Origin of the sequence: Micromonospora sp. NPDC005806, from assembly GCF_042871425.1 — a bacterium.
Classification (GTDB): domain Bacteria; phylum Actinomycetota; class Actinomycetes; order Mycobacteriales; family Micromonosporaceae; genus Micromonospora.
Genome location: NZ_JBIAIL010000014.1, coordinates 80,021 through 102,021 on the forward strand (window position 1 = coordinate 80,021; position 22,001 = coordinate 102,021).

The window sequence follows — 22,001 nt, forward strand, 5'->3', positions numbered from 1 at the left end:
CCGGTCCCGCTCCACACTGGAGACATGGAGCAGTCGGGCGCCGGCACGCTCGCACCGGCCCGGTGGCGCCGGCTGGTCTGGCCGGCCGTCATCGGGTACGCCCTGGTCGCGGCCGCCGCCCGGCCGCTGACCGGGCCGGCGGCCGTCGCCGTGCTGATGCCCGGCGGCGTCCTCCTGATCGCCGGGCTGCGCCGCGCGCCCACCCGGCCACGGCGGGTCGGGCGGCGGGCCGCCGGCACCTGGCTTGGCCTCGGGGTGCTCTTCTGCCTGTGGGAGCTGGGCGCGTTCCTGGCCGGCAACGACGAGGCGCACCCGACCTTCAGCATCCTCACCGACCCGGTGCTCGCCACCTGGCCCGGACGGGTCGCCGGGTATCTCCTCTGGCTCGGCACCGGCGCCTGGCTGGTGACCCGGTGACCGCCCGAGCCCTGATCGCCGCCGGCTTCGCCGCGATCCTGCTGCTGATGGTGGCCGTCGACGCGCTCGGGCGACGCCGGCCCGGGCCGGCCAGGATGCCACTCGGCGCGGCGCTGACCGCCGCGCTGCGCACCACCGGCGGCCGGGCGCTGGTGTTCGGTGTCTGGCTCTGGCTCGGCTGGCATTTCCTGGCCCGGTGACCCCCGCCCGGGCGAAGCTGTCGGTCTCCGCTGCTAGGTTCTGGCCGTGCACGAGCCCGACGCCGTCGTGACGGCTGACGCCCCGAACCCTGATCGCACCCCACACGGGGAGGCACGGACGCACGACGGCGAGATTCGGGCCTTCGTCCGCCGCCAGGTCGCGCTCGCCGAACTGCCGGCGGCGGCCATCGTCACCGCGACGCAGGAATATCTGGCCGGGGATGTCAACGCGGACCGGATCGCGGAGCTGACCTGGCCGGTGGTGGCCGAGGAGCTGACCGCGCACCTGACCGCGCAGGAGAGCTGGTCGGCGCCGACCGACAGCGACCGGCTCACCGCCGCGTTCCGGGCGCTCTCCGCCGCCGGCGTCGTGGCCCGGGAGAACTTCACCTGCTGCCAGAACTGCGGGCTCGGCGAGATCGGGGCCGAGGTGCCGCCCGAGGTCACCCCGCGCAGCTATGCCTTCTACCACCAGCAGGACGCCGAGCACGCGGTGGACGGGTCGCCGGTGTTCCTCGCGTACGGGCTCTTCGAGCAGCCGCCCTCGGTGCAGGTCGGCGAGGAGGTGGCGGCGGCGCTGCGGGCCGAAGGGCTGACCGTGCACTGGAACGGCGATACCGGCAGCCGGATCCAGGTGCCAATGGTCTGGCGCCGTCGTCGGGTCGGCCGCCTCGCCGCGGTGCCGCCCACCACGGCCGACGACGTCGAGGTCGACTTGGAGCTGCTCACCGCCTGGTCCGGGGTGCACGCGCCCCGTGGCGGCGCTCAGTCCGCGGCCCGGCTGGCCGCGCTGCACCTGCCGTGGATGCCCGTGGACGCCCGGGTGCGGCTGTCCGCCGACTCGCTGACCGTCACCGTCCGCCGCGAGCGCGACGCGCTGATCGGCGAGTACGACGACCGCCGCCCCGCCACAGTCGGCCGGTACGACGGCATGGTCCTGCTAGGCCGGCCGCGGACGACGGCACCCGGCCCCGTGGACGTCCTCGACGCCACCTACGAATACTCGACCGGGCGTGGCAACGCGGTGGCGCTCGAGGCGGAGGAGGCCGTTGCGATCGCCCACCGCCTGCAACCGCACACCCGCGACTTCCTCTCCTGCCTCGGCCGCTCAGGAGGCGTGGTGCAAATGGGCTGGGAGGCGGACCGGCTCTGGCTGGAGACACCGCACCCGGAGACGGCCACCGTGACCGGCCGGCACGTCACCCTCGCCGAGGCGGAGCGGATGATCACCATCCTGGCCACCGAGGACCGGGTCGCCGTCTTGGAACTCGGCGACACGGTGACCAAGCCCTGGTGATCGGCAGCCGCCCAGGTCCGACGGACGTGGGCGGCTGCGGGCTCAGGACGGCGGGAGCACCTTCGCCACCAGCTTGGCCAGTTCGCGCAGCGCCTTGCCACGGTGGCTGACCGCGTCCTTCTCCTCCGGGGTCAGCTCCGCGTTGGTCCGCTCCTGGCCGTCGCCGAGGAAGATCGGGTCGTACCCGAAGCCGCCCTCGCCGCGCGGCGCGCGCAGGAGCCGGCCGGACTGGCGGCCGTCGACCAGGTGCTCCTTGCCGTTGGGCAGGACCAATGCCACCGTGCAGACGAAGGAGGCGTCCCGGTGCTCGTCCGGCAGGTCGGCGATCTGGTCCAGCACCAGCTGGAAGTTGGCCTGGTCGTCGCCGTGCCGGCCGGACCAGCGGGCGCTGAACACGCCCGGCATGCCGTTGAGCGCGTCCACGGCCAGCCCGGAGTCGTCGGCGATGGTGGGCAGACTGGTCCGCCGGGCACCCTCCCGTGCCTTGATCAGCGCGTTCTCGCCGAAGGTCAGGCCGGTCTCCGGCAGCTCCGGGTACTCCTCGACGTCGTCGAGGCCGAGCAGGGCGATCCGGTGCGCGCCGAGCGCGCCGTCGAGGATCCGCTGCAGCTCGACGAGCTTCTTCCGGTTCCGGGTGGCGAGCAGCACCTGGTTCATGAGAGCGCCTTCCGCTGCGCGTCGGCCAATTCCAGGCAGCCCGCCACGCCGAGGTCGAGCAGGGCGTCGAGCTGTTCACGGGCGAAGATGCCGGCCTCGCCCGTCCCCTGCACCTCGACGAAGTCGCCGGTCCCGGTGCAGACCACGTTCATGTCGACCTCGGCGGTCACGTCCTCCTCGTAGCAGAGGTCCAGCCGTGGCTCGCCGGCGATGATGCCGACGCTGACCGCCGCCACCGACCGGTGCATCACCTTCTCCACCTTGCCGGAGAGGGCCTTCCGCTCGGCCAGCCAGGTCACCGCGTCGTGCAGCGCCACGTAGGCGCCGGTGATGGCGGCGGTGCGGGTGCCGCCGTCGGCCTGGAGCACGTCGCAGTCGAGCACGATCGAGTTCTCGCCGAGCGCCTTCAGGTCGACGCAGGCCCGCAGGCTGCGACCGATCAGCCGGGAGATCTCGTGGGTACGCCCGCCGATCTTCCCCTTGACGCTCTCCCGGTCGGAGCGGGTGTTCGTGGCCCGGGGCAGCATCGCGTACTCGGCGGTCACCCAGCCGAGGCCGGAGCCCTTGCGCCAGCGGGGGACGCCCTCGGTCACGCTCGCCGTGCAGAGCACCCGGGTCGCGCCGAACTCGACGAGCACCGAGCCCTCCGGGTGGGTGCTCCAGCCCCGGGTCAGGGTCACCGGTCGGAGTTGGTCGGGCTGCCGCCCGTCAGGTCGCGCCATGCCTGCACCTTATGCGGTGCCGTGATCGAACCGTCCCCGGGTGCCGAGGAAGGCGTCTTCGCCGGTGAGCGGCGCTGCGGTGGCGCGGTGAGCGGTGGGCATCCCGGGGGCAGGGCGCCGGACGGCCGGACCACTGCGTCGCCCTTTGCTCTGCTGCAGCCCACGCGACAGCGGAACGCTCCCAGTGTTGCGTCCGCTGCAGCAGAGCAAAGGCGGTCGAGGGGGTGGTGCCGGTCGCATCGAGAACGGCGAAGCGGCACCCCAGCGCCACGTCGCGTGCCCGATCAGGTAGCCGCCGGCAGGTCGGAGGGCCGGTGTCCGGGCTCGATGCCGTGCGCGCGGAGGAAGCCCGCGACCGCAGCCGGCCAGCCGAACTCCTCCGCGCGGCCGCGGGCCGCCGCGCGCCGGGCCGCCTCCGGGCGCTCCAGCAGCCGCACCACCGCCGCCGCGATCGCCGAGGGCGTGCCGTAGGCGGCGACCCCGCCCGGTCCGATCACCTCGGGCAGGGCGCTGGCCGCATTGGCCACCACCGGGGTGCCGCAGGCCAGCGCCTCCAGCCCGGCCAGGCCGAAGGTCTCCACCGGCCCGGGCGCGAGCACCACGTCCGCGATGGCCAGCAGCGCGGCGAGCGCCGCCCGGTCGGGCAGGAAGCCGGTGAAGTGCACCGGCAGGCCGGCCGCCCGCCGGGCCAGCGCGGGCCGCAGCGGGCCGTCGCCCACCATCACCAGCACCGCCGGTACGCCGGCGCGGCGCAGCCGGGCGAGGGCGGCCACCGCCAGCTCCGGACGCTTCTCCACCGACAGCCGCGCGCAGTGCACCAGCAGCACTTCGGTGTGGTCGGCGTACCGCTCGCGTAGCACCGGGTCGGCGCGCCGGGGGTGGAAGGTGGTCAGGTCAACGCCGAGCGGCACCAGGTCGACCGGCGGCGCGTCGAGCCGGGCGAACTCCTCGGCGGCCCACCGGGTGGTGCAGACGATCCGGTCGTATCGGTGCAGGGTCTCCCGGTTGAGCCGGTCGGCGACCCGACGGGCGAGGGCGGCGGGCAGTCGCCACTGGCTCAGCAGGCCGGTCAGGCTCTCGTGGGAGACCATCACCGACGGCACGCCGAGCTCCCGGGCCCAGCGGCCCGTCCAGCGCAGGGTGCTCCGGTCGGAGACCTCCAGCCGGTCCGGCGCCAGGTCGGCGAGGACCCGGGCCAGTCGGCGCCGGTCGGTCAGCACCCGGTAGCCGCCGGTGCCGGGCACCTCCGGTCCGGGCAGCGTGATCTCGCGGCCCCACGGCCGCCGGGTGTCGCCATAACGGGCGCCGGGGATGACCAGGACCGGTTCGTGGCCGGCGGCGAGGTAGCCCTCGCCGAGGTGCCGCAGGGCGGTACGGAGGCCGCCCGAGCGGCCGGTCACGAAGTTCGCCACCCGCACGATCCGTGCCCGGGGGAGGCCGGCGCTCATCGCCACGCCGGCAGGCCGGCCGCGGCCGTGCCGGCCAGCACCGCCTCGTAGTGCCCGATCAGCTCGTCCCCCACCGCGCTCCAGCTGCGCCGGCTCACCGCCGCCCGGGCGGCCAGGCCGTAGGCGGCCCGGCGGGCGGGATCGGCGGCGAGCTCCGCCACCGCGGCAGCGAGCGCATCCCCGTCATCGGGCGGCACCAGCAGGCCGGTCACGCCGTTCTGGACCAGGTCGACCGGACCGCCGCTGGCCGGGGCCACCACCGGCACGCCGCTGGCGGCGGCCTCCTGGAGCGTCTGCCCGAACGTCTCGTGCGGCCCGGTGTGGACGAAGACGTCGAGGCTGGCGTAGAGCCGGGCCAGCGCCTCGCCCTGCTGGACGCCGAGGAAACGCACCGCGGGCAGGGCCCGTTCGAGCGGCGGGCGGGCCGGGCCGTCGCCGGCCACCACGACCCGTACGCCGGGCAGCCGGGCGGTGGCGGCCAGCAGCTCCACCCGCTTCTCCGGAGCGAGGCGACCCACGTAACCGACGAGCAGCTCGCCGCCGGGCACCAGGGCGCGGCGGAGCTCCTCGCTGCGCCGAGCCGGCTGGAAGCGGTCGGCGTCGACGCCGCGCCGCCACAGCCAGATCCGCTGGATCCCGTTGGCGATCAGGTCGGCGGCGGCGCGGGTCGAGGGCGCGAGGGTGCGCTGCGCCGAGTTGTGGATCCCGCGCAGTCGACGCCAAGCGGCCGCCTCACCCCAACCCACCCGGTACGCCCGGGCGTAGGAGGCGACGTCGGTCTGGTAGACCGCGACGGCCGGCAGCCCGTGCCGGGCGGCCAGGGTGGCCCCGGCCGCGCCGAGAATGAACGGGCTGGCCAGGTGGACGACGTCCGGCCGGTGGCCGAGCAGCGCGCCGGCCAGCCCGGCGGTCGCCACGCCGAGCCGGAAGCCCTGGTAGCGCGGGAGCGGCACGCTCGGGATCCGGACCACGGGATACGGCTGGCGCGCGCTGGCCCGACGCCGGCCGCCGGCCGGGGACGGCGCGATGACCAGCGGGTCGTGCCCGCGGGCCAGCAGGTGTTCCGCGGTCCGGACCACGGAGTGCGCCACGCCGTTCACGTCCGGCGGGAACGACTCGGTCACGATGACGATCCGCATGGCCCGAGGGTGCGGTCCGGACGGGTAGGCCAGGCGACCGGCCGCTGACCGGGCGGCGAACACTACGGCAACGCGGCGCGCCGCCGTCGAAGTCAGACGTCGTAGCAGGCGCCGGGACGCACCACGTCCAGCGGCCCCGTGTACGCCCCGGCCGCCGCCTCCACGGTGTGCGCCTCGCTGCCCCAGGCCGGCACCAGGTGCGTGAGCAGCAGTCGGCCCACCCCCGCCTTGGTCGCGTACTCGCCGGCCTCCCGGCCGGTGAGGTGCAGGTCCGGCGGGTTCTCCGCCCCGTCGAGGTAGCTGGCCTCGCAGAGGAAGAGGTCGGCGCCCTGGGCCAGGCGCAGCAGGGCGTCGCAGGGCGCGGTGTCCGCCGAGTAGCAGAGCACCTTGCCGCCGTGCTCCAGCCGCACGCCGTACGTCTCCACCGGGTGGTTCATCCGGTCGACGGTGACGGTGAACGGGCCGATCGGGAAGGTGCCCGGCTCGAGGGCGTAGAACTGGTAGACGTCCTCGACCGTGCTCTCCTCCTGCCCGTAGGCGGCGGCGATCCGGTCCGGCGCGCCGGCGGGGGCGTACACCGGCAGGGGCGGGTACGGGCCGTCCGGGGCGTACCGCCGGACCACCACGTAGCTGACCGCGTCGAGCATGTGGTCGCAGTGCAGGTGGGTGAGGAGGATGGCGTCGGGGGCGTGCAGCCCGACGTAGCGCTGGAGGGTGGAGAGCGCTCCGGAACCGAAGTCGACCAGGAGACGGAACCCCTCCGCCTCCACCAGGTAGGCGGAGCAGGGGGACTCGGGTCCGGGGAAGCTGCCCGCACAGCCGAGGACGGTCAGTCGCATCCGGTCGCCTCGATATCACGCTTGGTAGTCGATTCGCCGGCAGTCGCTCCGCCGATGATCTCTACCGACGCGTACGCCACGCTGCGCAGCCTACGCGCCGGCCCGGTCGGGCAAGAATCGTCTACTGGAAGTTGTCATCAACGTGACACCCCCAACGCGCCCCGGGTCGGACCCGGCGGTCGGGCCGGTCGACGGGTGCCGCCGACCGACCCGACCCACGGGCCTCGTCACGCCCAGAGCTGCCCCTCCAGGGCGTCCTCGGCGTCCGCGAGGGTGCCGCCGTACGCCCCGGTGGAGAGGTACTTCCAACCGCCGTCGGCGACCACGAACGCGACGTCGGCCCGGCGGCCGGCGCGGACCGCCTCGTGCGCCACCGCGAGGGCGGCGTGCAGGATCGCGCCGGTGGAGAAGCCGGCGAAGATCCCCTCCACCTCGACGAGCTGCCGGGTACGCAGCACCGCGTCCCGGGTGCCCACCGAGAAGCGCCGAGAGAGCACCCCGGCGTCGTAGAGCTCGGGGACGTACCCCTCGTCGATGTTGCGCAGGCCGTAGACCAGCTCGCCGTACCGCGGCTCGGCGGCGACGATCTGGATGTCCTCGACCTTCTCCCGCAGGTAGCGCCCGGTGCCCATCAGCGTGCCGGTGGTGCCCAGGCCCGCCACGAAGTGGGTGATCGTGGGCAGGTCGTGCAGCAGCTCCGGCCCGGTGGTCTCGTAGTGGGCCCGGGCGTTGGCCTCGTTGCCGTACTGGTAGAGCATCACCCAGTCGGGGTGCTCGGCGGCGACCTGCTTGGCGGTGGCGACAGCCTGGTTCGAGCCGCCGGCGGCCGGCGAGAAGATGATCTCCGCGCCGTACATCCGGAGCAGTTGGACCCGCTCGGTGGAGACGTTCTCCGGCATCACGCAGACCAGCCGGTAGCCGCGCAGCTTGGCCACCATGGCCAGCGAGATTCCGGTGTTGCCGCTGGTCGGTTCGAGGATGGTGTCACCCGGACGGAGCTGCCCGGCCTGCTCGGCCGCGCGGACCATGAACAGGGCCGCCCGGTCCTTGATGCTGCCGGTCGGGTTCCGGTCCTCCAGCTTCGCCCAGAGCCGCACCGGCGGCGCCCCCTCGGACACCGTCGGGGAGAGCCGGGGCAGCCCCACCAGGGGCGTGCCGCCGCACGCGTCGAGCAGGCTGTCGTACCGCGCCATGACGGCCGCTCTCAGCGGGCGACGCGCGCTTCGCGCACGGCGCTGTGCTGCGCGATCGCGGCTGCCGCACTGTGCTGCGCGACCGCCGCTGCCGCCGCACTGTGCTGCGCGATCGCCGCTGCCGCCGCGAAGCCGAAGGCGCCCCCGGCCACGGCCGGCAGGATGGTGACGCTGTCGCCGTCGTTGAGCTTGGCGTCGAGCGCGCCGAGGAAACGGACGTCCTCGTCGTTGACGTAGACGTTGACGAACCGGTGCAGCGCCCCGGCGTCGGTGACCAGCCGGGCCTTCAGGCCGGCGTGCCGGGAGTCCAGGTCGGCGAGCAGGTCGCTCAGCGTGTCGCCGGTGCCCTCGACGACCTTCGCGCCGCCGGTGTAGCTGCGCAGGATGGTGGGGATGCGGACCTCGATGGCCATGATGTCTCGTGCTCCTTGTTCGGGTCGTGCCAGGTGACGGGAGAAAGAAGGGTGTGCCGGCGCTGAGGGGTCAGCGGCCGGAACACTCGTAGTCGACCGTCGCCGGGCTCTGCCCGAACATGTAGGACTGGACGGCGTGCGGGTCCACGGCGGCATCCACGATCCGGACCGGCTCCTCGGTGACCACGCCGTCGACGATGCGGAAGGAGCGGATCTCCTCCGCGTCGGGCTCGCGGGTCGAGACGAGCAGGTAGTGCGCCCCCGGCTCACCCGCGAAGGAGATGTCCGTGCGGGACGGGTACGCCTCGGTCGCGGTGTGCGAGTGGTAGATGACGACCGGCTCCTCGTCGCGGTCGTCCATCTCCCGCCACACCCGCAGCTGCTCCATCGAGTCGAACTCGTAGAAGGTCATCGAGCGGGCGGCGTTCTCCATCGGGATGTGCCGGATCGGGGTGCCGCTGTCGGCGGGACCGGCGACCACGCCGCACGCCTCGTCCGGGTGGTCCCGACGCGCGTGGGCCACGATCGCGTCGATGATCGACCGGTCGATGCTCAGCACGTCGACCAGCCTAGCGCCTGGCGATCAGGCCCGGCGAGGTGGCGACCGTCACCAGTCAGTCGATCAGGGCGTTGAGCAGGGATTCCTGTAGGTAGCCGAGATACGCGTAGACCGACAGTTGGAACACCCGGGAGGAGGTGGGGTCCTCGGCGACCGCGTCGTCGAGCTCCTCACCCAGGTCCGTGCCGTCCTTGATCTCCAGCCGGACGCCCATCGCCAGCCGGGCGTCGTTGAGCGCGCGCAGCCACGCCTCGGCCGCCTCCGCGTCGAGGCGCACCTCGCCGCCGGCCTCACCGTCGGGCAGCGCGGCGAGGATCGCCCCGGCCTGGTCGATCTTGGCGGTCTTGAGGTCGCCCTCGGTGTACCGGCGGAACTCGGCGGTGCTCGCCGCGTCGTCCGGGTAGACCTCGGGGAAGAGCCGGCCGACCACCGGGTCGTCGTGGTCGAAGCCGTCGGTGAGCAGGCCGACCACCTCGGAGGCGACCTTGCGCAGCACCCGGACCTCGTCCACCGCGAAAACGGCCACGTAGCGGTCGCCGTGGCGACGGAACATGCTCACGACGCCATCCCCGCTCGCGACTGCGGGGCTCGCAACACCGGCTCACTCCTCGCGCTCACGACCGGTCCACCGTCGCCCAGAGCCCGTACGCGTGCAGCTGCGACGCGTCGTGCTCCATCCGCTCCCGGGCCCCGCTGGACACCACGGCCTTGCCCTTGTGGTGCACGTCCAGCATGAGCTGCTCGGCCTTCTCCCGGCTGTACCCGAAGAGCTTCTGGAACACCCAGGTCACGTACGTCATGAGGTTGACCGGATCGTCCCAGACGATCGTCACCCATGGCCGGTCGGACGCCGGCACCTCGTCAGTGTCCGGCGTCTCGACCGGTGCAACCTGTGGAGCCGCCATGCCCCCCATCGTGCCACCGGATCCGGGGAACCGATGAACCGGAACGCCGCCCCGGCCCGGATCACCCTCCCGGGCCGCGTACGGCGACCCGGTCGACCGCGCGGCCGGCGCCAGCTCAGGCGAGCAGGATGCCGTGGTCGACAGCATCGGTGAGCACCGCGCCCAGCGAGAGACGGATCACCTCGAAGCGACGGGACACGTCGCGGGACAGTTCGAGCTCGACCTCGCGCAGCGCCCGCTGCGCCCACGAGCGAGCGCCGTTCGGATCGTCGTTGCCGGGTACGCGCCAGTGCTGCCAGCAGCCGCCGGAGAGCGCCACCCCGACCGGGGGCAGCACCTCGTCGCGCGCCGCGCCGGGGAAGCCGGCGAGCGCCTCGAACGCGCCGCCGCCGGTCAACCCGGCCACCCCGGCGGTGCTGGTGACCAGGAGCACCCTGTCCAGCTCCCGGCCGGCGGGATGGTCGGCGAGACCCCACCGCACGGCGTGCGTGATCCGGCGGCGGACCCCCTCCGCCAGCGGCGCGCCGAAGGCCCGGGCGGCCGTCTCGTCGAGAATGCTCCGGGCCGCCTCGTCGCACTGGGCGGTGGCGAGCAGCGACAGCGCCTCCATCTCCCCGTCGAGCAGCTGCGGCAGGCCAGCGCAGCCGACCCCGAAGACGATCTCCTGCACCACCCGGAGGTGGATGTTGGCCAGTTCCAGGGCGAGGTGCTGGCGGATCCGCTGAGCGCAGGAGCGGGTCATTCGGTCCATCCGCTCGGCGAGTTCGCCGCCGTCGAGCCCGGGCACGACGGGCACCTTGCCGTGCGCGCCCGGTGGTTCCGGCGGCCGGCCGCTGGCCCGCCGCAGCCCCTCCTCCGCGGCCCAGCCGACCAGCGCCCGGCGCAGGACCGAGTGGTCGGCCTGCCGCACCGCGTACCACCGGGCGGCGGCCAGCCGGGGCACCGCGGCCAGCAGGGCGGCGCGGTGCGCCGCGAGCGAGACCGCCGCCGAGTCGACCCGGCGTCCGGCCGGGCGCGGCACGGGCGAGCCCGGGCGGCCGGCCGACGGGACGGGCGCCCCCGCGCTCTCCGTCGGCGTCGGGCCGTCCGCCGGGGACGCCCAGCCGGCCACCCCGGGGGTGACCGCGAACAGCACCTCGACCCGGGTGCGGGCGATCTCCGCCAGCAGGTGCAGCTCGGCGGCGGTGAACGTCTGGTCGGCGGAGATCACGAAGAGCAGCGCGCCGGCCCGGCCCACCGCGTCGAGCAGCACCCGGCCGCCGGCGACGCCGAGCGAGCCAGTGTCCGGCGTGTCGAGCGTCGAGAAGTGGCGCAGCAGCGGGTCGGGCAGGCTCAGCTCCACCCGGCGCGGCGGGCGGGCCAGGGCCGGACCCGCCGCGCGAAGGTCGGCGCCGTACGAGTGCGGCTGGCGGTAACCCGGCACGTACGCGGCGCGGGTCGGCACCCTGGCGTGGTTGACCAGCAGGTAACTGCCCGCCGGCACCGCCAGCATCGCGGGGTCCAGGTTGAGCAGGCCGGCGAGCAGCTCGCGCCGCCCGGCGCCGGCCGGACCCGCCACGACGACGGCCAGCGGCTCCTCGGGGCGCGGCTCGGTCACTCCGAGCCGGGCCGGCAGTGGCGCGCAGCGCGGCGCCTCGGCCGGCCCGCCCGGATCGGGCGTGTCGACCGAGGGAACAGGACCCGGCTTCATCAGGCGTGCCTCCACTAAGGCGACCGGGTTGCGGTCCGGCCGCGTGGGATATCCGCTGGTGACACCCCGGATGTCGGAAGGGTACGGGTGTCGGGAGACCGACCCGGAACACCCAGGATACTCACCAGTAATCAAGAGATTACTCAATCTCGCTGCGTGACGGTATGCACGCGCACGGATCACCGTCGATATGCTGCAGCAATGAGTCGGTGGGACTTCGTCGGCCGAACCGATGAGCTCAACCGTCTGTTGTCGGCGGTCGGCGGCCTCGAGGGGCGCGGACTGCTCTTCGGCGGGATTGCCGGGGTCGGCAAGAGCCGGCTGCTGCGCGAGGGGGTGGCCGCCCTCCCCACCGACCGGTACGCGGTCTGGTCCGTCTCGGCCAGTGCCACCACCGCCGCGCTGCCCTTCGGCGGCCTCGTCCAGGTGCTCCCGGCCGAGCAGCCGCAGGGGCTCTCCCCCGCCGGCGTCCTGCGGTGGGCGGTGGACGTGCTCCAGGAGCAGGCCGCCGGCCGGCCCATCGTGCTCGCGATCGACGACGCGCACCTGCTCGACCCGCCCTCGGCGGCGCTGGTCCACCTCATCGCCCGGGCGGAGAACGCCACCGTGATCGGGACGCTGCGCAACGGCGAGCAGATCCCGCTGCCGATCCGCGCGCTGTGGACCGACGACCTGGTCGACCTGGTCGAGCTGGGCCCGCTCGGCCCGGCCGACACCACCGGGCTGCTCGCCGCGATCCTCGGTGGCCCGGTCGACGCGGGCACGTCGGATCGGCTGTTCCGGCTCTCCGCGGGCAACCCGCTGCTTCTGCGCGAGCTGGTGCTGGCCGCCTCGGGTGGCGACGAGCTGAGCCGGACGTACGGGATCTGGAAGTGGACCGGCCGGCTGGAGCTGGCGCCCAGCCTCACCGACCTGATCGACACCCGGATCGGCCAGCTCACCCCCGGCGTGCGGTCGGTGATCGAGCTGGTCGCGTTCGGCGAACCGCTCGGCCTGCAACTGCTCCAGCGGGCGGCCGACCCGGCCGACGTGGAGACCGCCGAGGAGCGCGGCCTGATCAGCATGGTCCACGACGACCGGCGGCTGAACGTCCGGCTCGCCCACCCGCTATACGGCGAGGTGATGCGCCGGCAGTGCCCGGTCAGCCGGACCCGCCGGCTCCAGGCGACCCTCGCCGAGCTGCTCGAACAGGTCGGCAAGCGCCGCCGGGACGACCTGCTCCGGGTCGCGGTGTGGCGGCTCGACTCGGGCACGGCGCAGGATCGGGCGCTGCTGCTCGACGCGGCCGCCCAGGCCTTCGGCCGGTACGACGTGCCACTGGCGACCCGGCTGGCCCGGGCCGCGCTGGAGGCCGACGGCGGTTTCCACGCCGCCGAGCTGCTCGCCACCATCCTCATGTTCGCCGACCGGCCGGACGAGGCGATCCACGTGCTCGACTCGCTCGCCGGAGAGATCCACGACGACCGGCGGCGCAGCCGCTGGCTGACGGTGCGGGGCATGGTCAGCTACTGGGGACTCAGCCGCGAGTCCACCGTGGAGGAGATCGCGGCGGGCGGCGCCGAGCTGGCCGACCCGGCCGACCGAGCCCGGGTCCGCGCCTTCGAGGCGATCATGCGGCTGCACGGGCTGGACACCGCCGCGGCACTCCGGCTCGCCCAGGCGGTGCTCGACCGGCCCGCCGCCCCGGTGGCCGCGCGGGAGCTGGCCCGGTGCACGATCGCCCACCTCCACGCCGCCCAGGGGCAGTACCGGCGCAGCGCCACCGCCATCGTCCGCGTGCAGGCCGAGGCGGCCCGCTGGCGGGGCGACATGCCCTACCTCCAGCTCGCCATGGAGCTGGCCCGGGGCACCCGGCTGGCGCTCTCCGGCGACCTGGCCGGCATCGACGCGATCGTCGCCGACGAGTTCGCCGACCTGGCCGGCGCGGGGGATTTCCGGCTCGGCACCGGCTACCTGGCCATCCTCCAGGCGTACGCGGCCCGGCTGCGCGGACGCAGCGACGAGGCGCTCAAGACCAGCCTCGGCGCCTGCGCGGTGCTCGCCACCAGCCGGGTGTACGCCGGGCTGGCGCACGCCGAACGCGCCCAGGCGGCGGCGCTTCGCGGCGACGCGGCGCACGCGGCGGAGGCGATGGCGGAGGCGGACCGCACCCATGCGCCGGGCATGGCGGTGCTCTACCCGTGGCTGGAGCAGGCCCGGGGCGCGGTGCACGCGGTGGCCGGCGACCTGCCGGCCGCCACCAAGCACCTCGGCGCGCTGGCCGACCGGCTGCGCGAGGACGGACTTGCCGGCCACGAACTGCTGGTCCTGCTCGACCTGGTCCGGCTGGGCCGGGCCACCGCACCGGTCGGACCGACCGGCACCGACGGCGGCCGGCGTACGGTGGCGCAGCGCCTGGCCGAGCTCTCCGAGCGGGTCGACGGGATGCTGCCGGCGCTGGTCGCCCGCTACGCCCGCGCCGTGGTCGAGGGCTCCCCCAGCGAACTGCTCGCCGTCGCCGACGGCTTCGCCGACCGGGACCTGATCGTGTACGCCGCCGAGGCCACCGCGATGGCCCTGCACGGGGCGACGCGCGACCGCGCCGCCGCGACCGGCCCGGCCCGGGACCGGCTTGCCACCCTGCTCCGCCGCTGCGACGGGGTATCCACCCCAGCCCTGCGGCAACTCCGCCCGACGCTCAGCGAGCGCGAGTGGGAGGTCGCCCGGCTGGCCGCCACGGGCGCCACCAGCCGGGCCATCGCCGAGCGGCTCTACCTGTCCAGCCGGACCGTGGAGAACCACCTCCAGCGGGTCTACAGCAAGCTCGGGGTGGCCGGGCGAGCCGAGCTGCGGGCCGCCCTACGGTCGATGCCGGGCCACGACGGCATCGGTCCGGCCTGAACTCTTAGGGTGGAGCGGTGAGCACCCTTCGCCCCGCGCTGCTGACCGACCACTACGAGCTGACCATGGTCAGTGCCGCCCTGCGGGACGGCACAGCCGACCGCCGCTGCGTCTTCGAGGTGTTCACCCGGCGCCTGCCGGCCGGCCGCCGCTACGGGGTGGTCGCCGGGGCCGGGCGGCTGACCGAGCTGATCCGGGAGTTCCGGTTCGACGCCGAGGAGGTCGACTTCCTGCGGCGCACCGGGGTGGTCGACGACCGGGGCGCCGAATGGCTGACCAACTACCGCTTCACGGGTGACATCGACGGGTACGCCGAGGGCGAGCTCTTCTTCCCCAACTCCCCGATCCTCACCGTCTCCGGCACGTTCGCCGAGTGCGTGGTGCTGGAGACGCTGGTGCTGTCGGTGCTCAACTACGACTGCGCGGTCGCCGCGGCGGCCGCCCGGATGGTCACCGCCGCCCGCGGCCGGGCGCTGATCGAGATGGGCTCCCGCCGGGCGCACGAGGGGGCGGCGGTGGCCGCGGCGCGGGCCGCGTACCTGGCCGGGTTCCGGTTCACCTCCAACCTCGCGGCCGGCCAGCGCTACGGCATCCCGACGGCGGGCACCGCGGCGCACGCGTTCACCCTGCTGCACGACGACGAGAAGGCGGCGTTCGCCTCGCAGGTCGCCACGCTGGGCAAGAACACCACGCTGCTGGTCGACACGTACGACATCAGCCAGGGCATCCGGAACGCGATCGAGGTCGCCGGGCCGGAGCTGCGGGCGGTCCGGATCGACTCGGGCGACCTCGCGGTGATCGCCCAGCAGTGCCGGGAGCTGCTCGACTCGCTCGGCGCCACCGAGACGAAGATCATCGTCTCCGGCGACCTCGACGAGTACGCCATCGCCGCGCTCGCCGCCGAGCCCGTCGACATGTACGGCGCCGGCACCGCCGTGGTGACCGGCTCCGGCGCACCCACCGCCGGGCTGGTCTACAAGCTGGTCGAGGTCGAGGGGCGGCCGGTGGTCAAGCGCTCGGAGCACAAGGCGACCATCGGCGGCCGGAAGGTGGCCGTACGCCGGCACAAGCCGACCGGCACCGCCACCGAGGAGGTCATCGTGCCGCAAGGCGTGCCGGACCGGCAGCCCAACGACCGGTTGCTCCAGCACTCCTTCGTCGTCGAGGGGGAGCCGGTGCCGCTGCCCACCCTCGACGAGTCGCGGGAGCACCTGCGGCAGTGCCTGATCTCCATCCCCTGGGAGGGCCTGAAGCTCTCCGGCGGCGACCCGGCCATCCCGGTGACCGTCGTACCCGCGACCTGAGAAGGGACCCCCGGCATGGGCAACGCGCTGATCATCGTGGACGTGCAGAACGACTTCTGCGAGGGCGGCTCCCTGGCCGTGTCCGGCGGGGCCGGCGTGGCGGCCGGCATCTCCCGGCTGCTCGCCGCCGAGCCGGACCGCTGGGACCACGTGGTGGCGACGAAGGATTACCACATCGACCCGGGCGCGCACTTCGGCGATCCGCCGGACTACGTCGAATGCTGGCCGCGGCACTGCGTGGTGGGCACTCCCGGGTCCGAGTTCCACCCCGACCTGGAGACCGGGCGGGTGGAGGCGATCTTCCACAAGGGCGAGTACGCGGCCGCGTACTCCGGTTTCGAGGGACACGCGGACGACGGCGAGTGCCTGGCCGACTGGCTGCGCCGGCACGACGTCGACCGGGTCGACGTGGTCGGGATCGCCACCGACCACTGCGTCCGGGCCACCGCCCTGGACGCCGCCAAGGAGGGCTTCGTCACCACCGTGCTGCTCGACCACACCGCCGCGGTGGCACCGGAGACGCTGGACGTGGCGCTGCGGGCGATGGACGGTGCCCGGGTCGCCATGGTGGGCGAGGCTGTGATCAGGACCGCTTGACCAGGTAATTGGTTGCGGCTGTCGGACCCCCGGTCGAGGATGTCGGCCGGAGGTACGGACCGTCGTGAACTTGAAGCCTTACCGGGAGGCGCTCGCCCTGCCCGGTCTCCGGTCGCTGCTGCTGGTGTCGGTGCTGGCCCGCATACCGCTGACCGCGACCGGGGTGGTGCTCACCTTCCACGTCGTGCTGGACCTCGGCCGGGGCTACGGCGCCGCCGGCCTGGTCGGCGCCGCGTCGACCGTCGGCGCCGCGCTCAGCTCCCCGCTGCTCGGCCGGCTGGTCGACCGGCGTGGGCTGCGCCCGGTGCTGCTGCTCACCACGCTCGCCGAGGGCGTCTTCTGGGCCAGCGCGCCGACCCTGTCGTACCCGGTGCTGCTGCCGGCGGCGTTCCTGGCGGGGCTGCTCGCCCTGCCGGTCTTCTCGGTGGTCCGCCAGTCGGTGGCCGCGCTGGTGCCGGCCGAGCGACGCCGCCCGGCGTACGCGCTCGACTCGATGTCGGTCGAGCTGTCGTTCATGGTCGGCCCGGCGCTGGCCGTGGCCCTGGCGACCACCGTCTCCCCGCGCTTCACCATGTGGGCGGTCGGGGGCGGGATCGTCGCCTCCGGGATCGGGTTCTGGCTGCTCGACCCGCCCACCCGCAGCGCCGACGAGCCGGTCGGCCCGCACCGGAAGGTGCCCCGCCGGGAGTGGCTCACGCCCCGGCTGCTCGCCGTGCTGGCGGTGAGCCTGGCCGCCACCTTGGTGCTCGGCGGCACCGACGTGGCGGTGGTCGCCGTGCTGCGGGCCGGCGGTGAGGTCGGCTGGACCGGCGCCGTGCTGACCGCCTGGGCGGTGGCCTCGCTGGTGGGTGGCTTCGCGTACGGGGCGGTCACCCGCTCCCTGTCCCCGCTGGTGCTGATGGCGACGCTCAGCCTCACCACGATCCCGGTCGGGCTGGGCGGGGCGCACTGGTGGCTGCTCTGCCTGGCGCTCGTGCCGGCCGGCGCGCTCTGCGCGCCCACCATCGCCTCGACCTCGGACGCGGTGAGCCGACTCGCCCCGGCCAGCGTCCGCGGTGAGGCGATGGGCCTGCACGGCTCCGCCGTCACCGTCGGTATCGCCCTCGGCGCGCCGCTCGCCGGCGCGGTGATCGACGCGTCGGCCCCGCTCTGGGGATTCGCGGTAACCGGCGCGATCGGCGTGCTGGTGGCCCTGGCGGTGCTCCCCGTCGAGCTCCGCCACCGCCGCCAGCCGGCCGCCCCCACCCCGGACCCCGAACTGGCCCCCGCCACTCTCTGATCCCGCGCCCCCAGGGATCGGCTGGGGATCCACAACTTCGGGGAAGTTGCTGCCTCCACACCGGCTGACGCAGCAACTTCCCCGAAGTTGCCGCGCCGCGGGAGCGGTCCCGGGGTGGGGTCCCGGGGTGGGGTCCCGGGAAGCGGTCCCGGGGTGGGGTCCCGGGGTGGGGTCAGCTGGAAATGGCGACGGGCGCCGCACCCGGGTGGGTGCGGCGCCCGTCGTGGGTCCGTCCGGCGTCAGCGCCGGTCGAGGTTGCCGGCGGTGTCCTCCTGGTAGCTGGCGCCACCGTTGGCCTCGCTGGTGAGCGGCCTGGCGCCACCCTCCGGCGGGCCGGCCAGGGTCTGGCCGGCGGCCAGCTCCGGGAACTTGAGGTCGAACGCCGGCCGCTCGGAGCGGATCCGCGGCATCCGGTCGAAGTTCCGCAGCGGCGGCGGGCTGCTGGTGGCCCACTCCAGCGAGTTGCCGTGACCCCACGGGTCGTCGACCTCGACCACCGGACCGGCCTTGTACGACTTCCAGCAGTTCCAGATGAACGGCAGGGTCGAGATACCGGTGATGAACGCGCCGATCGTGGAAACCGTGTTCAGGAAGGTGAAGCCGTCGCTGGGCAGGTAGTCGGCGTACCGGCGGGGCATGCCCTCGGCGCCGAGCCAGTGCTGCACCAGGAAGGTGGTGTGGAAGCCGATCATGGTCAGCCAGAAGTGGATCTTGCCGAGCCGCTCGTCGAGCATCCGGCCGAACATCTTCGGGAACCAGAAGTAGATGCCGGCGAACACGGCGAACACGATCGTGCCGAAGAGCACGTAGTGGAAGTGCGCCACCACGAAGTACGAGTCGGTGATGTGGAAGTCGAGCGGCGGGCTGGCCAGGATCACACCGGTCAGACCACCGAAGAGGAAGGTCACCAGGAAGCCGACCGCCCAGAGCATCGGCGTCTCGAAGGTGATCTGGCCGCGCCACATGGTGCCGATCCAGTTGAAGAACTTCATACCGGTCGGCACGGCGATCAGGTAGCTGAGGAAGCTGAAGAACGGCAGCAGCACCTGGCCGGTGGCGAACATGTGGTGCGCCCAGACGCTCATCGACAGGGCGGCGATGGAGATGGTCGCGGCGACGAGGCCCTTGTAACCGAAGATCGGCTTCCGGGAGAAGACCGGGATGATCTCGCTGATGATGCCGAAGAACGGCAGCGCCACGATGTAGACCTCGGGGTGCCCGAAGAACCAGAACAGGTGCTGCCAAAGCATCGGCCCACCGGTCGCCGGGTCGTACACGTGGGCGCCGATCAAGCGGTCCGCGGCGAGCGCGAAGAGTGCGGCGGCCAGCAGCGGGAAGACCAGGATCGCCAGCAGGCTGGTGACCAGCATGTTCCAGGTGAAGATCGGCATCCGGAACATGGTCATGCCGGGGGCGCGCAGGGTCAGGATCGTGGTGATCAGGTTGACCGCGCCGAGGATGGTGCCCAGACCGGAGATGGCCAGGCCGACCACCCACATGTTCGCGCCGACGCCCGGCGAGTGCTCGGCCGTGCTCAGCGGGGTGTACGCCGTCCAGCCGAAGTCGGCGGCACCACCGGGACTGACGAAGCCCGCCACGGCCATCGTTCCGCCGAACAGGTACAGCCAGTAGGCGAAGGCGTTCAGTCGGGGGAACGACACGTCCGGCGCGCCGATCTGCAGCGGCACCACGTAGTTCGCGAAGGCGAACACGATCGGCGTCGCGAAGAACAGCAGCATGATCGTGCCGTGCATGGTGAAGAGCTGGTTGTACTGCTCGGGCGACAGGAACTGCAGCCCCGGCTGCGCCAGCTCGGCGCGCATGATCAGGGCCATCAGGCCGCCGATCATGAAGAACGCGAACGCGGTGACCATGTACATGATCCCGATCTGCTTCGCGTCCGTGGTGCGCAGCAGCCGCGCGATGGCCGACCCCTTGACCGGCTCGCGGACCGGCCAGGGCCGGGTCACGACCGGCTTGGGTGCGACGGTGGTCACGAGTGGCCTCCGGTTCTCGGTTGTCCCGCTCGGCACGCGCTGATTATCTGCGCAGCCGTCATCCGCAAGGAGGATAGTCCCCGGCAGGTGGGGGTGCCGCGTGGGGTGGGCGGCTACGATCTTCCGCCCTCCGCCGGGTGCTCAGAGCGGGCCGACCAGCAACCGGTAGTGCTCCTGGAAGATCCGTCCGCCGCGTCCGCGCAGCAGCGGGTCGCGCAGCGCCGGCGGCACGTCGCGGGTCCGGTTGCGGTCCCGGGTCCGGTCCCGCACCCAGCGGGTACGCGGTCGACGACGGCTCTCGTACGCGATCAGCGCGGCGTCCACGCTGTTGGCGGCCTTGAGCGACTCGGCGAGCACCACGGCGTCCTCCAGCGCCATCGCGGCGCCCTGGGAGAGGGTCGGCGCGGTGGCGTGCGCCGCGTCTCCGACGAGCAGCACCCGGCCGTGGAACCAGCGCCCCAGCTCGACCTCCTCGGTGATCTCGGCGTGCACGTGCTCCAGCGCGGCCAGCACCTCGGGGACCGGGCCGCCGTAGCCGCCGAACAGCTCGTGCAGCCGGGCGAGCGGGTCGGCCGGGACTTCGGTGCCGGCCTCGTCGGCGTAGCAGTGCAGCCGCCCGGCGCCGATCGGCACGACCAGGAAGGCGGCGCGCTGGCCGAGCAGCGCCGTCCAGTCGGCGACCGGGGGTCCGTCCCGGACCACGGTCCGGTAGACCACCTGGCCGGCGGGGCGGGGCGGCCCGCCGAGCGCGGCCAGGGTACGCACCCCGGAGCGCGGCCCGTCGGCGCCGATGACCAGGTCGTACTCCGCGCAGGTGCCGTCGGTGAAGCCGACGGCGACGCCGCCGGACAGCGGTTCGACGGTGCTGACCTCGGCGCCGTGCCGGACGGCGCCGCCGGCCCCGGTGAGCAGCACCCGGTGCAGTTCGGCGCGGGGCAGCGCCCGGCATTCGCCCACCCCGGCCCAGAGCGCGTCGAGGTCGACCTCGCAGAGCGGTGCGCCGGCCGCGTCGAGGAAGCGCTGCCGGTGGATGACCTCGCCGAGCGGGCGCAACGGGCCGTCCAGGTCGAGCCGGCGCAGCGCGCGCGCGGCGTTGCCCGGGAGGTAGAGGCCGATGTCGGCGCGCTCGTCGGGGGGCAGCTTCTCGGTGACGTCGGGCCGGAACCCCGCCAGGCGCAGCGCCCGGGCCACGGCAAGACCGGCGATGCCCGCGCCGACGACGAGGATGCGCAGGGGGGAGCCACCCATCGTGGTGTACGCCTCCGGAGGGGTTCGGAACGCGTTGGAGGCAAGACGTTACTCGCCGCAATCGGCGCACGGTAGACCCCATCGGCCCTGGCGCGGCAGTCCCTCGGTGTGCCGAGCCGATCCCACAGGCCGGAGTCCCGCACCGGCCGGGGGACGCCGAACGGCGGGTCGGGCAGCGCCCGACCCGCCGTAAGGGTCTCCCTCGTTGCCGTTCGCCGGCGGGATCAGGCCGCGTCGACCGTCCGGGTTCGGGCCACCTGGCCGAAGCTCGACTCACCGCCGGACGTCAGGCCGAAGCCGGTGCCGGACACCGCCGCCTCGACCCGCCTGGTCACGTGCTGCACGCCGTGCTCGTCGGTCCAGACCTCGCGGACCGGCTCACCGGACGCGGTCCAGGTCACCTCAGCTGCCCAGGGCGTCGATGTCGCGCATCTCCTCGGCGGTGAGCGAGAAGCCGAAGACGTCGGCGTTGGCCCGGATCCGGTCCGGGGTGACCGACTTGGGAATCGCCACGATCTCGTGGTCGATGTGCCAGCGGAGCACCACCTGCGCCGGGGAGACGTCGTGCGCCTGGGCGATCCGGGCCAGCACCGGATGCGACAGGTCGGTGGTCTTGAACGGGCTGTATCCCTCCAGCACCACACCCCGGTCCCGGTGGGCGGCGTGCACCTGCCGGTCGTACAGGGCGGGACCCCAGCGGATCTGGTTGACCGCCGGGGTCTCCTCGGTCGCCTGGATCAGCTCGTCGATCTGGTCGATCGAGTAGTTGCTCACCCCGACGGCCCGGGTCATGTTCTCGTCACGGGCAGCGAGCAGTTCCCGCCAGACCGGGAGGCTGTCGGCCGGCGACGACGGTGGCCAGTGGATCAGCCAGAGGTCGACGTAGTCGGTGTCCAGGGCGGCCAGGCTCGCCTCGATGGTCTCCCGCTCCCGGCCCACCCGTTCGGGTGGCAGCTTCGTGGTGATGAAGAGGTCCTCGCGCCGCAGGCCGCTCTCGTCGACCGCCCGGCCGACCTCCTTCTCATTGCCGTACATCGTGGCGGTGTCGATGTGGCGGTAGCCGGCGTCCAGGGCGGCGAGCACGGCGTCGTACCCGGCCCCGCCGGTGGCCTGCCAGGTGCCGAAGCCGAGCAGCGGCATCCGGACTTCGCCGGGAAGCAGGACGGTGGGCTGGTCGAGGTCCATACCAACGCTTCTACCCGTGATCGGGGTACCCA

22 protein-coding genes are annotated in these 22,001 nt (G+C 73.8%); 7 read left to right on the plus strand and 15 right to left on the minus strand.

Annotation, left to right across the window (positions count from 1 at the left end; all coding sequences use genetic code 11):
• Positions 1-24: 24 nt before the first annotated feature.
• From ACFYOS_RS17010 to ACFYOS_RS17020, 3 genes are read left to right on the plus strand one after another with little or no spacing between them, the layout of a single operon-like run.
• Positions 25-417, plus strand: coding sequence for a hypothetical protein (locus ACFYOS_RS17010; RefSeq protein ID WP_387141770.1), 393 nt, complete (start codon positions 25-27; stop codon positions 415-417).
• Entirely contained in the window at positions 414-617 is a 204-nt protein-coding gene (locus ACFYOS_RS17015; RefSeq protein ID WP_387141773.1) for a DUF6186 family protein, read from the plus strand. Before ACFYOS_RS17010 ends, ACFYOS_RS17015 begins: the two co-directional genes overlap by 4 nt.
• Positions 618-663: 46 nt before the next feature.
• Positions 664-1,914 carry a DUF6891 domain-containing protein gene (locus tag ACFYOS_RS17020; RefSeq protein ID WP_387141776.1) on the plus strand — a complete coding sequence of 417 codons (1,251 nt, stop codon included), beginning with the start codon at positions 664-666 and terminating at the stop codon, positions 1,912-1,914.
• A gap of 42 nt (positions 1,915-1,956) precedes the next feature.
• Here the strand turns inward: ACFYOS_RS17020 and rdgB are convergent, their stop codons facing one another.
• From rdgB to ACFYOS_RS17075, 11 genes are all read right to left on the minus strand, one after another.
• Complete coding sequence (rdgB, locus tag ACFYOS_RS17025) at positions 1,957-2,571, minus strand: RdgB/HAM1 family non-canonical purine NTP pyrophosphatase (protein ID WP_387141779.1); 615 nt, start codon at positions 2,569-2,571, stop codon at positions 1,957-1,959.
• Positions 2,568-3,293, minus strand: coding sequence for a ribonuclease PH (gene rph, locus ACFYOS_RS17030; protein WP_387141782.1), 726 nt, complete (start codon positions 3,291-3,293; stop codon positions 2,568-2,570). Before rph ends, rdgB begins: the two co-directional genes overlap by 4 nt.
• A gap of 284 nt (positions 3,294-3,577) precedes the next feature.
• Positions 3,578-4,741, minus strand: a complete 1,164-nt coding sequence (locus tag ACFYOS_RS17035; RefSeq protein ID WP_387141785.1) for a glycosyltransferase — start codon at positions 4,739-4,741, stop codon at positions 3,578-3,580.
• Entirely contained in the window at positions 4,738-5,880 is a 1,143-nt protein-coding gene (locus ACFYOS_RS17040) for a glycosyltransferase family 4 protein (RefSeq protein ID WP_387141788.1), read from the minus strand. Before ACFYOS_RS17040 ends, ACFYOS_RS17035 begins: the two co-directional genes overlap by 4 nt.
• Positions 5,881-5,972: 92 nt before the next feature.
• Complete coding sequence (locus ACFYOS_RS17045; RefSeq protein ID WP_387141791.1) at positions 5,973-6,719, minus strand: MBL fold metallo-hydrolase; 747 nt, start codon at positions 6,717-6,719, stop codon at positions 5,973-5,975.
• 227 nt (positions 6,720-6,946) lie between these two features.
• The gene (locus tag ACFYOS_RS17050) at positions 6,947-7,912 is read right to left on the minus strand and encodes a PLP-dependent cysteine synthase family protein (RefSeq protein WP_387141794.1); all 966 of its coding nucleotides are present in this window, start codon (positions 7,910-7,912) and stop codon (positions 6,947-6,949) included.
• An 11-nt stretch (positions 7,913-7,923) separates the two neighbouring features.
• On the minus strand, positions 7,924-8,325 hold the full coding sequence (locus ACFYOS_RS17055) for a MoaD family protein (RefSeq protein ID WP_387141797.1): 402 nt from the start codon (positions 8,323-8,325) through the stop codon (positions 7,924-7,926).
• Positions 8,326-8,395: 70 nt separating this feature from the next.
• Positions 8,396-8,884, minus strand: a complete 489-nt coding sequence (locus ACFYOS_RS17060; RefSeq protein ID WP_387141799.1) for a Mov34/MPN/PAD-1 family protein — start codon at positions 8,882-8,884, stop codon at positions 8,396-8,398.
• 55 nt (positions 8,885-8,939) lie between these two features.
• The gene (locus tag ACFYOS_RS17065; RefSeq protein ID WP_387142035.1) at positions 8,940-9,437 is read right to left on the minus strand and encodes a DUF2017 domain-containing protein; all 498 of its coding nucleotides are present in this window, start codon (positions 9,435-9,437) and stop codon (positions 8,940-8,942) included.
• 61 nt (positions 9,438-9,498) lie between these two features.
• On the minus strand, positions 9,499-9,789 hold the full coding sequence (gene clpS, locus ACFYOS_RS17070; RefSeq protein ID WP_111242404.1) for an ATP-dependent Clp protease adapter ClpS: 291 nt from the start codon (positions 9,787-9,789) through the stop codon (positions 9,499-9,501).
• 115 nt (positions 9,790-9,904) lie between these two features.
• Positions 9,905-11,479, minus strand: coding sequence for a hypothetical protein (locus tag ACFYOS_RS17075; protein WP_387141803.1), 1,575 nt, complete (start codon positions 11,477-11,479; stop codon positions 9,905-9,907).
• A 201-nt stretch (positions 11,480-11,680) separates the two neighbouring features.
• Between ACFYOS_RS17075 and ACFYOS_RS17080 the strand changes: the two genes are divergently transcribed.
• The 4 genes from ACFYOS_RS17080 (at position 11,681) to ACFYOS_RS17095 (ending at position 17,539) form a co-directional block, all read left to right on the plus strand.
• The gene (locus tag ACFYOS_RS17080) at positions 11,681-14,359 is read left to right on the plus strand and encodes a LuxR C-terminal-related transcriptional regulator (RefSeq protein WP_387141806.1); all 2,679 of its coding nucleotides are present in this window, start codon (positions 11,681-11,683) and stop codon (positions 14,357-14,359) included.
• 17 nt (positions 14,360-14,376) lie between these two features.
• Positions 14,377-15,663 (plus strand): nicotinate phosphoribosyltransferase, encoded by a 1,287-nt coding sequence (locus ACFYOS_RS17085; protein ID WP_387141809.1) that lies wholly within the window; start codon positions 14,377-14,379, stop codon positions 15,661-15,663.
• Between the two features lie 15 nt (positions 15,664-15,678).
• Complete coding sequence (locus tag ACFYOS_RS17090) at positions 15,679-16,260, plus strand: isochorismatase family protein (RefSeq protein WP_387141812.1); 582 nt, start codon at positions 15,679-15,681, stop codon at positions 16,258-16,260.
• A gap of 64 nt (positions 16,261-16,324) precedes the next feature.
• The gene (locus ACFYOS_RS17095) at positions 16,325-17,539 is read left to right on the plus strand and encodes an MFS transporter (RefSeq protein ID WP_387141815.1); all 1,215 of its coding nucleotides are present in this window, start codon (positions 16,325-16,327) and stop codon (positions 17,537-17,539) included.
• 239 nt (positions 17,540-17,778) lie between these two features.
• On the opposite strand, the gene ctaD is transcribed toward ACFYOS_RS17095, so the two are convergent.
• The 4 genes from ctaD to ACFYOS_RS17115 form a co-directional block, all read right to left on the minus strand.
• A complete protein-coding gene (gene ctaD, locus ACFYOS_RS17100; RefSeq protein WP_387141818.1) occupies positions 17,779-19,536 on the minus strand; it encodes a cytochrome c oxidase subunit I in 1,758 nt (585 codons plus the stop codon).
• A gap of 141 nt (positions 19,537-19,677) precedes the next feature.
• Positions 19,678-20,784, minus strand: coding sequence for an FAD-dependent monooxygenase (locus tag ACFYOS_RS17105; RefSeq protein ID WP_387141821.1), 1,107 nt, complete (start codon positions 20,782-20,784; stop codon positions 19,678-19,680).
• A 224-nt stretch (positions 20,785-21,008) separates the two neighbouring features.
• Positions 21,009-21,185 carry a hypothetical protein gene (locus ACFYOS_RS17110; protein WP_387141824.1) on the minus strand — a complete coding sequence of 59 codons (177 nt, stop codon included), beginning with the start codon at positions 21,183-21,185 and terminating at the stop codon, positions 21,009-21,011.
• A gap of 1 nt (position 21,186) precedes the next feature.
• The gene (locus ACFYOS_RS17115; RefSeq protein WP_387141827.1) at positions 21,187-21,969 is read right to left on the minus strand and encodes an aldo/keto reductase; all 783 of its coding nucleotides are present in this window, start codon (positions 21,967-21,969) and stop codon (positions 21,187-21,189) included.
• Between the last annotated feature and the right edge of the window lie 32 nt (positions 21,970-22,001).

What these genes read in the sequence shown, in the direction of transcription:
- ACFYOS_RS17075 (WP_387141803.1), bottom strand. Translation starts at nt 11,479, where the DNA reads ATGAAGCCGGGTCCTGTTCCCTCGGTCGACACGCCCGATCCGGGCGGG.
- rdgB (WP_387141779.1), bottom strand. Translation starts at nt 2,571, where the DNA reads ATGAACCAGGTGCTGCTCGCCACCCGGAACCGGAAGAAGCTCGTCGAG.
- ACFYOS_RS17050 (WP_387141794.1), bottom strand. Translation starts at nt 7,912, where the DNA reads ATGGCGCGGTACGACAGCCTGCTCGACGCGTGCGGCGGCACGCCCCTG.
- ACFYOS_RS17080 (WP_387141806.1), top strand. Translation starts at nt 11,681, where the DNA reads ATGAGTCGGTGGGACTTCGTCGGCCGAACCGATGAGCTCAACCGTCTG.
- ACFYOS_RS17055 (WP_387141797.1), bottom strand. Translation starts at nt 8,325, where the DNA reads ATGGCCATCGAGGTCCGCATCCCCACCATCCTGCGCAGCTACACCGGC.
- rph (WP_387141782.1), bottom strand. Translation starts at nt 3,293, where the DNA reads ATGGCGCGACCTGACGGGCGGCAGCCCGACCAACTCCGACCGGTGACC.
- ACFYOS_RS17040 (WP_387141788.1), bottom strand. Translation starts at nt 5,880, where the DNA reads ATGCGGATCGTCATCGTGACCGAGTCGTTCCCGCCGGACGTGAACGGC.
- ACFYOS_RS17090 (WP_387141812.1), top strand. Translation starts at nt 15,679, where the DNA reads ATGGGCAACGCGCTGATCATCGTGGACGTGCAGAACGACTTCTGCGAG.
- ACFYOS_RS17035 (WP_387141785.1), bottom strand. Translation starts at nt 4,741, where the DNA reads ATGAGCGCCGGCCTCCCCCGGGCACGGATCGTGCGGGTGGCGAACTTC.
- ACFYOS_RS17010 (WP_387141770.1), top strand. Translation starts at nt 25, where the DNA reads ATGGAGCAGTCGGGCGCCGGCACGCTCGCACCGGCCCGGTGGCGCCGG.
- clpS (WP_111242404.1), bottom strand. Translation starts at nt 9,789, where the DNA reads ATGGCGGCTCCACAGGTTGCACCGGTCGAGACGCCGGACACTGACGAG.
- ACFYOS_RS17115 (WP_387141827.1), bottom strand. Translation starts at nt 21,969, where the DNA reads ATGGACCTCGACCAGCCCACCGTCCTGCTTCCCGGCGAAGTCCGGATG.
- ACFYOS_RS17065 (WP_387142035.1), bottom strand. Translation starts at nt 9,437, where the DNA reads ATGTTCCGTCGCCACGGCGACCGCTACGTGGCCGTTTTCGCGGTGGAC.
- ACFYOS_RS17105 (WP_387141821.1), bottom strand. Translation starts at nt 20,784, where the DNA reads ATGGGTGGCTCCCCCCTGCGCATCCTCGTCGTCGGCGCGGGCATCGCC.
- ACFYOS_RS17045 (WP_387141791.1), bottom strand. Translation starts at nt 6,719, where the DNA reads ATGCGACTGACCGTCCTCGGCTGTGCGGGCAGCTTCCCCGGACCCGAG.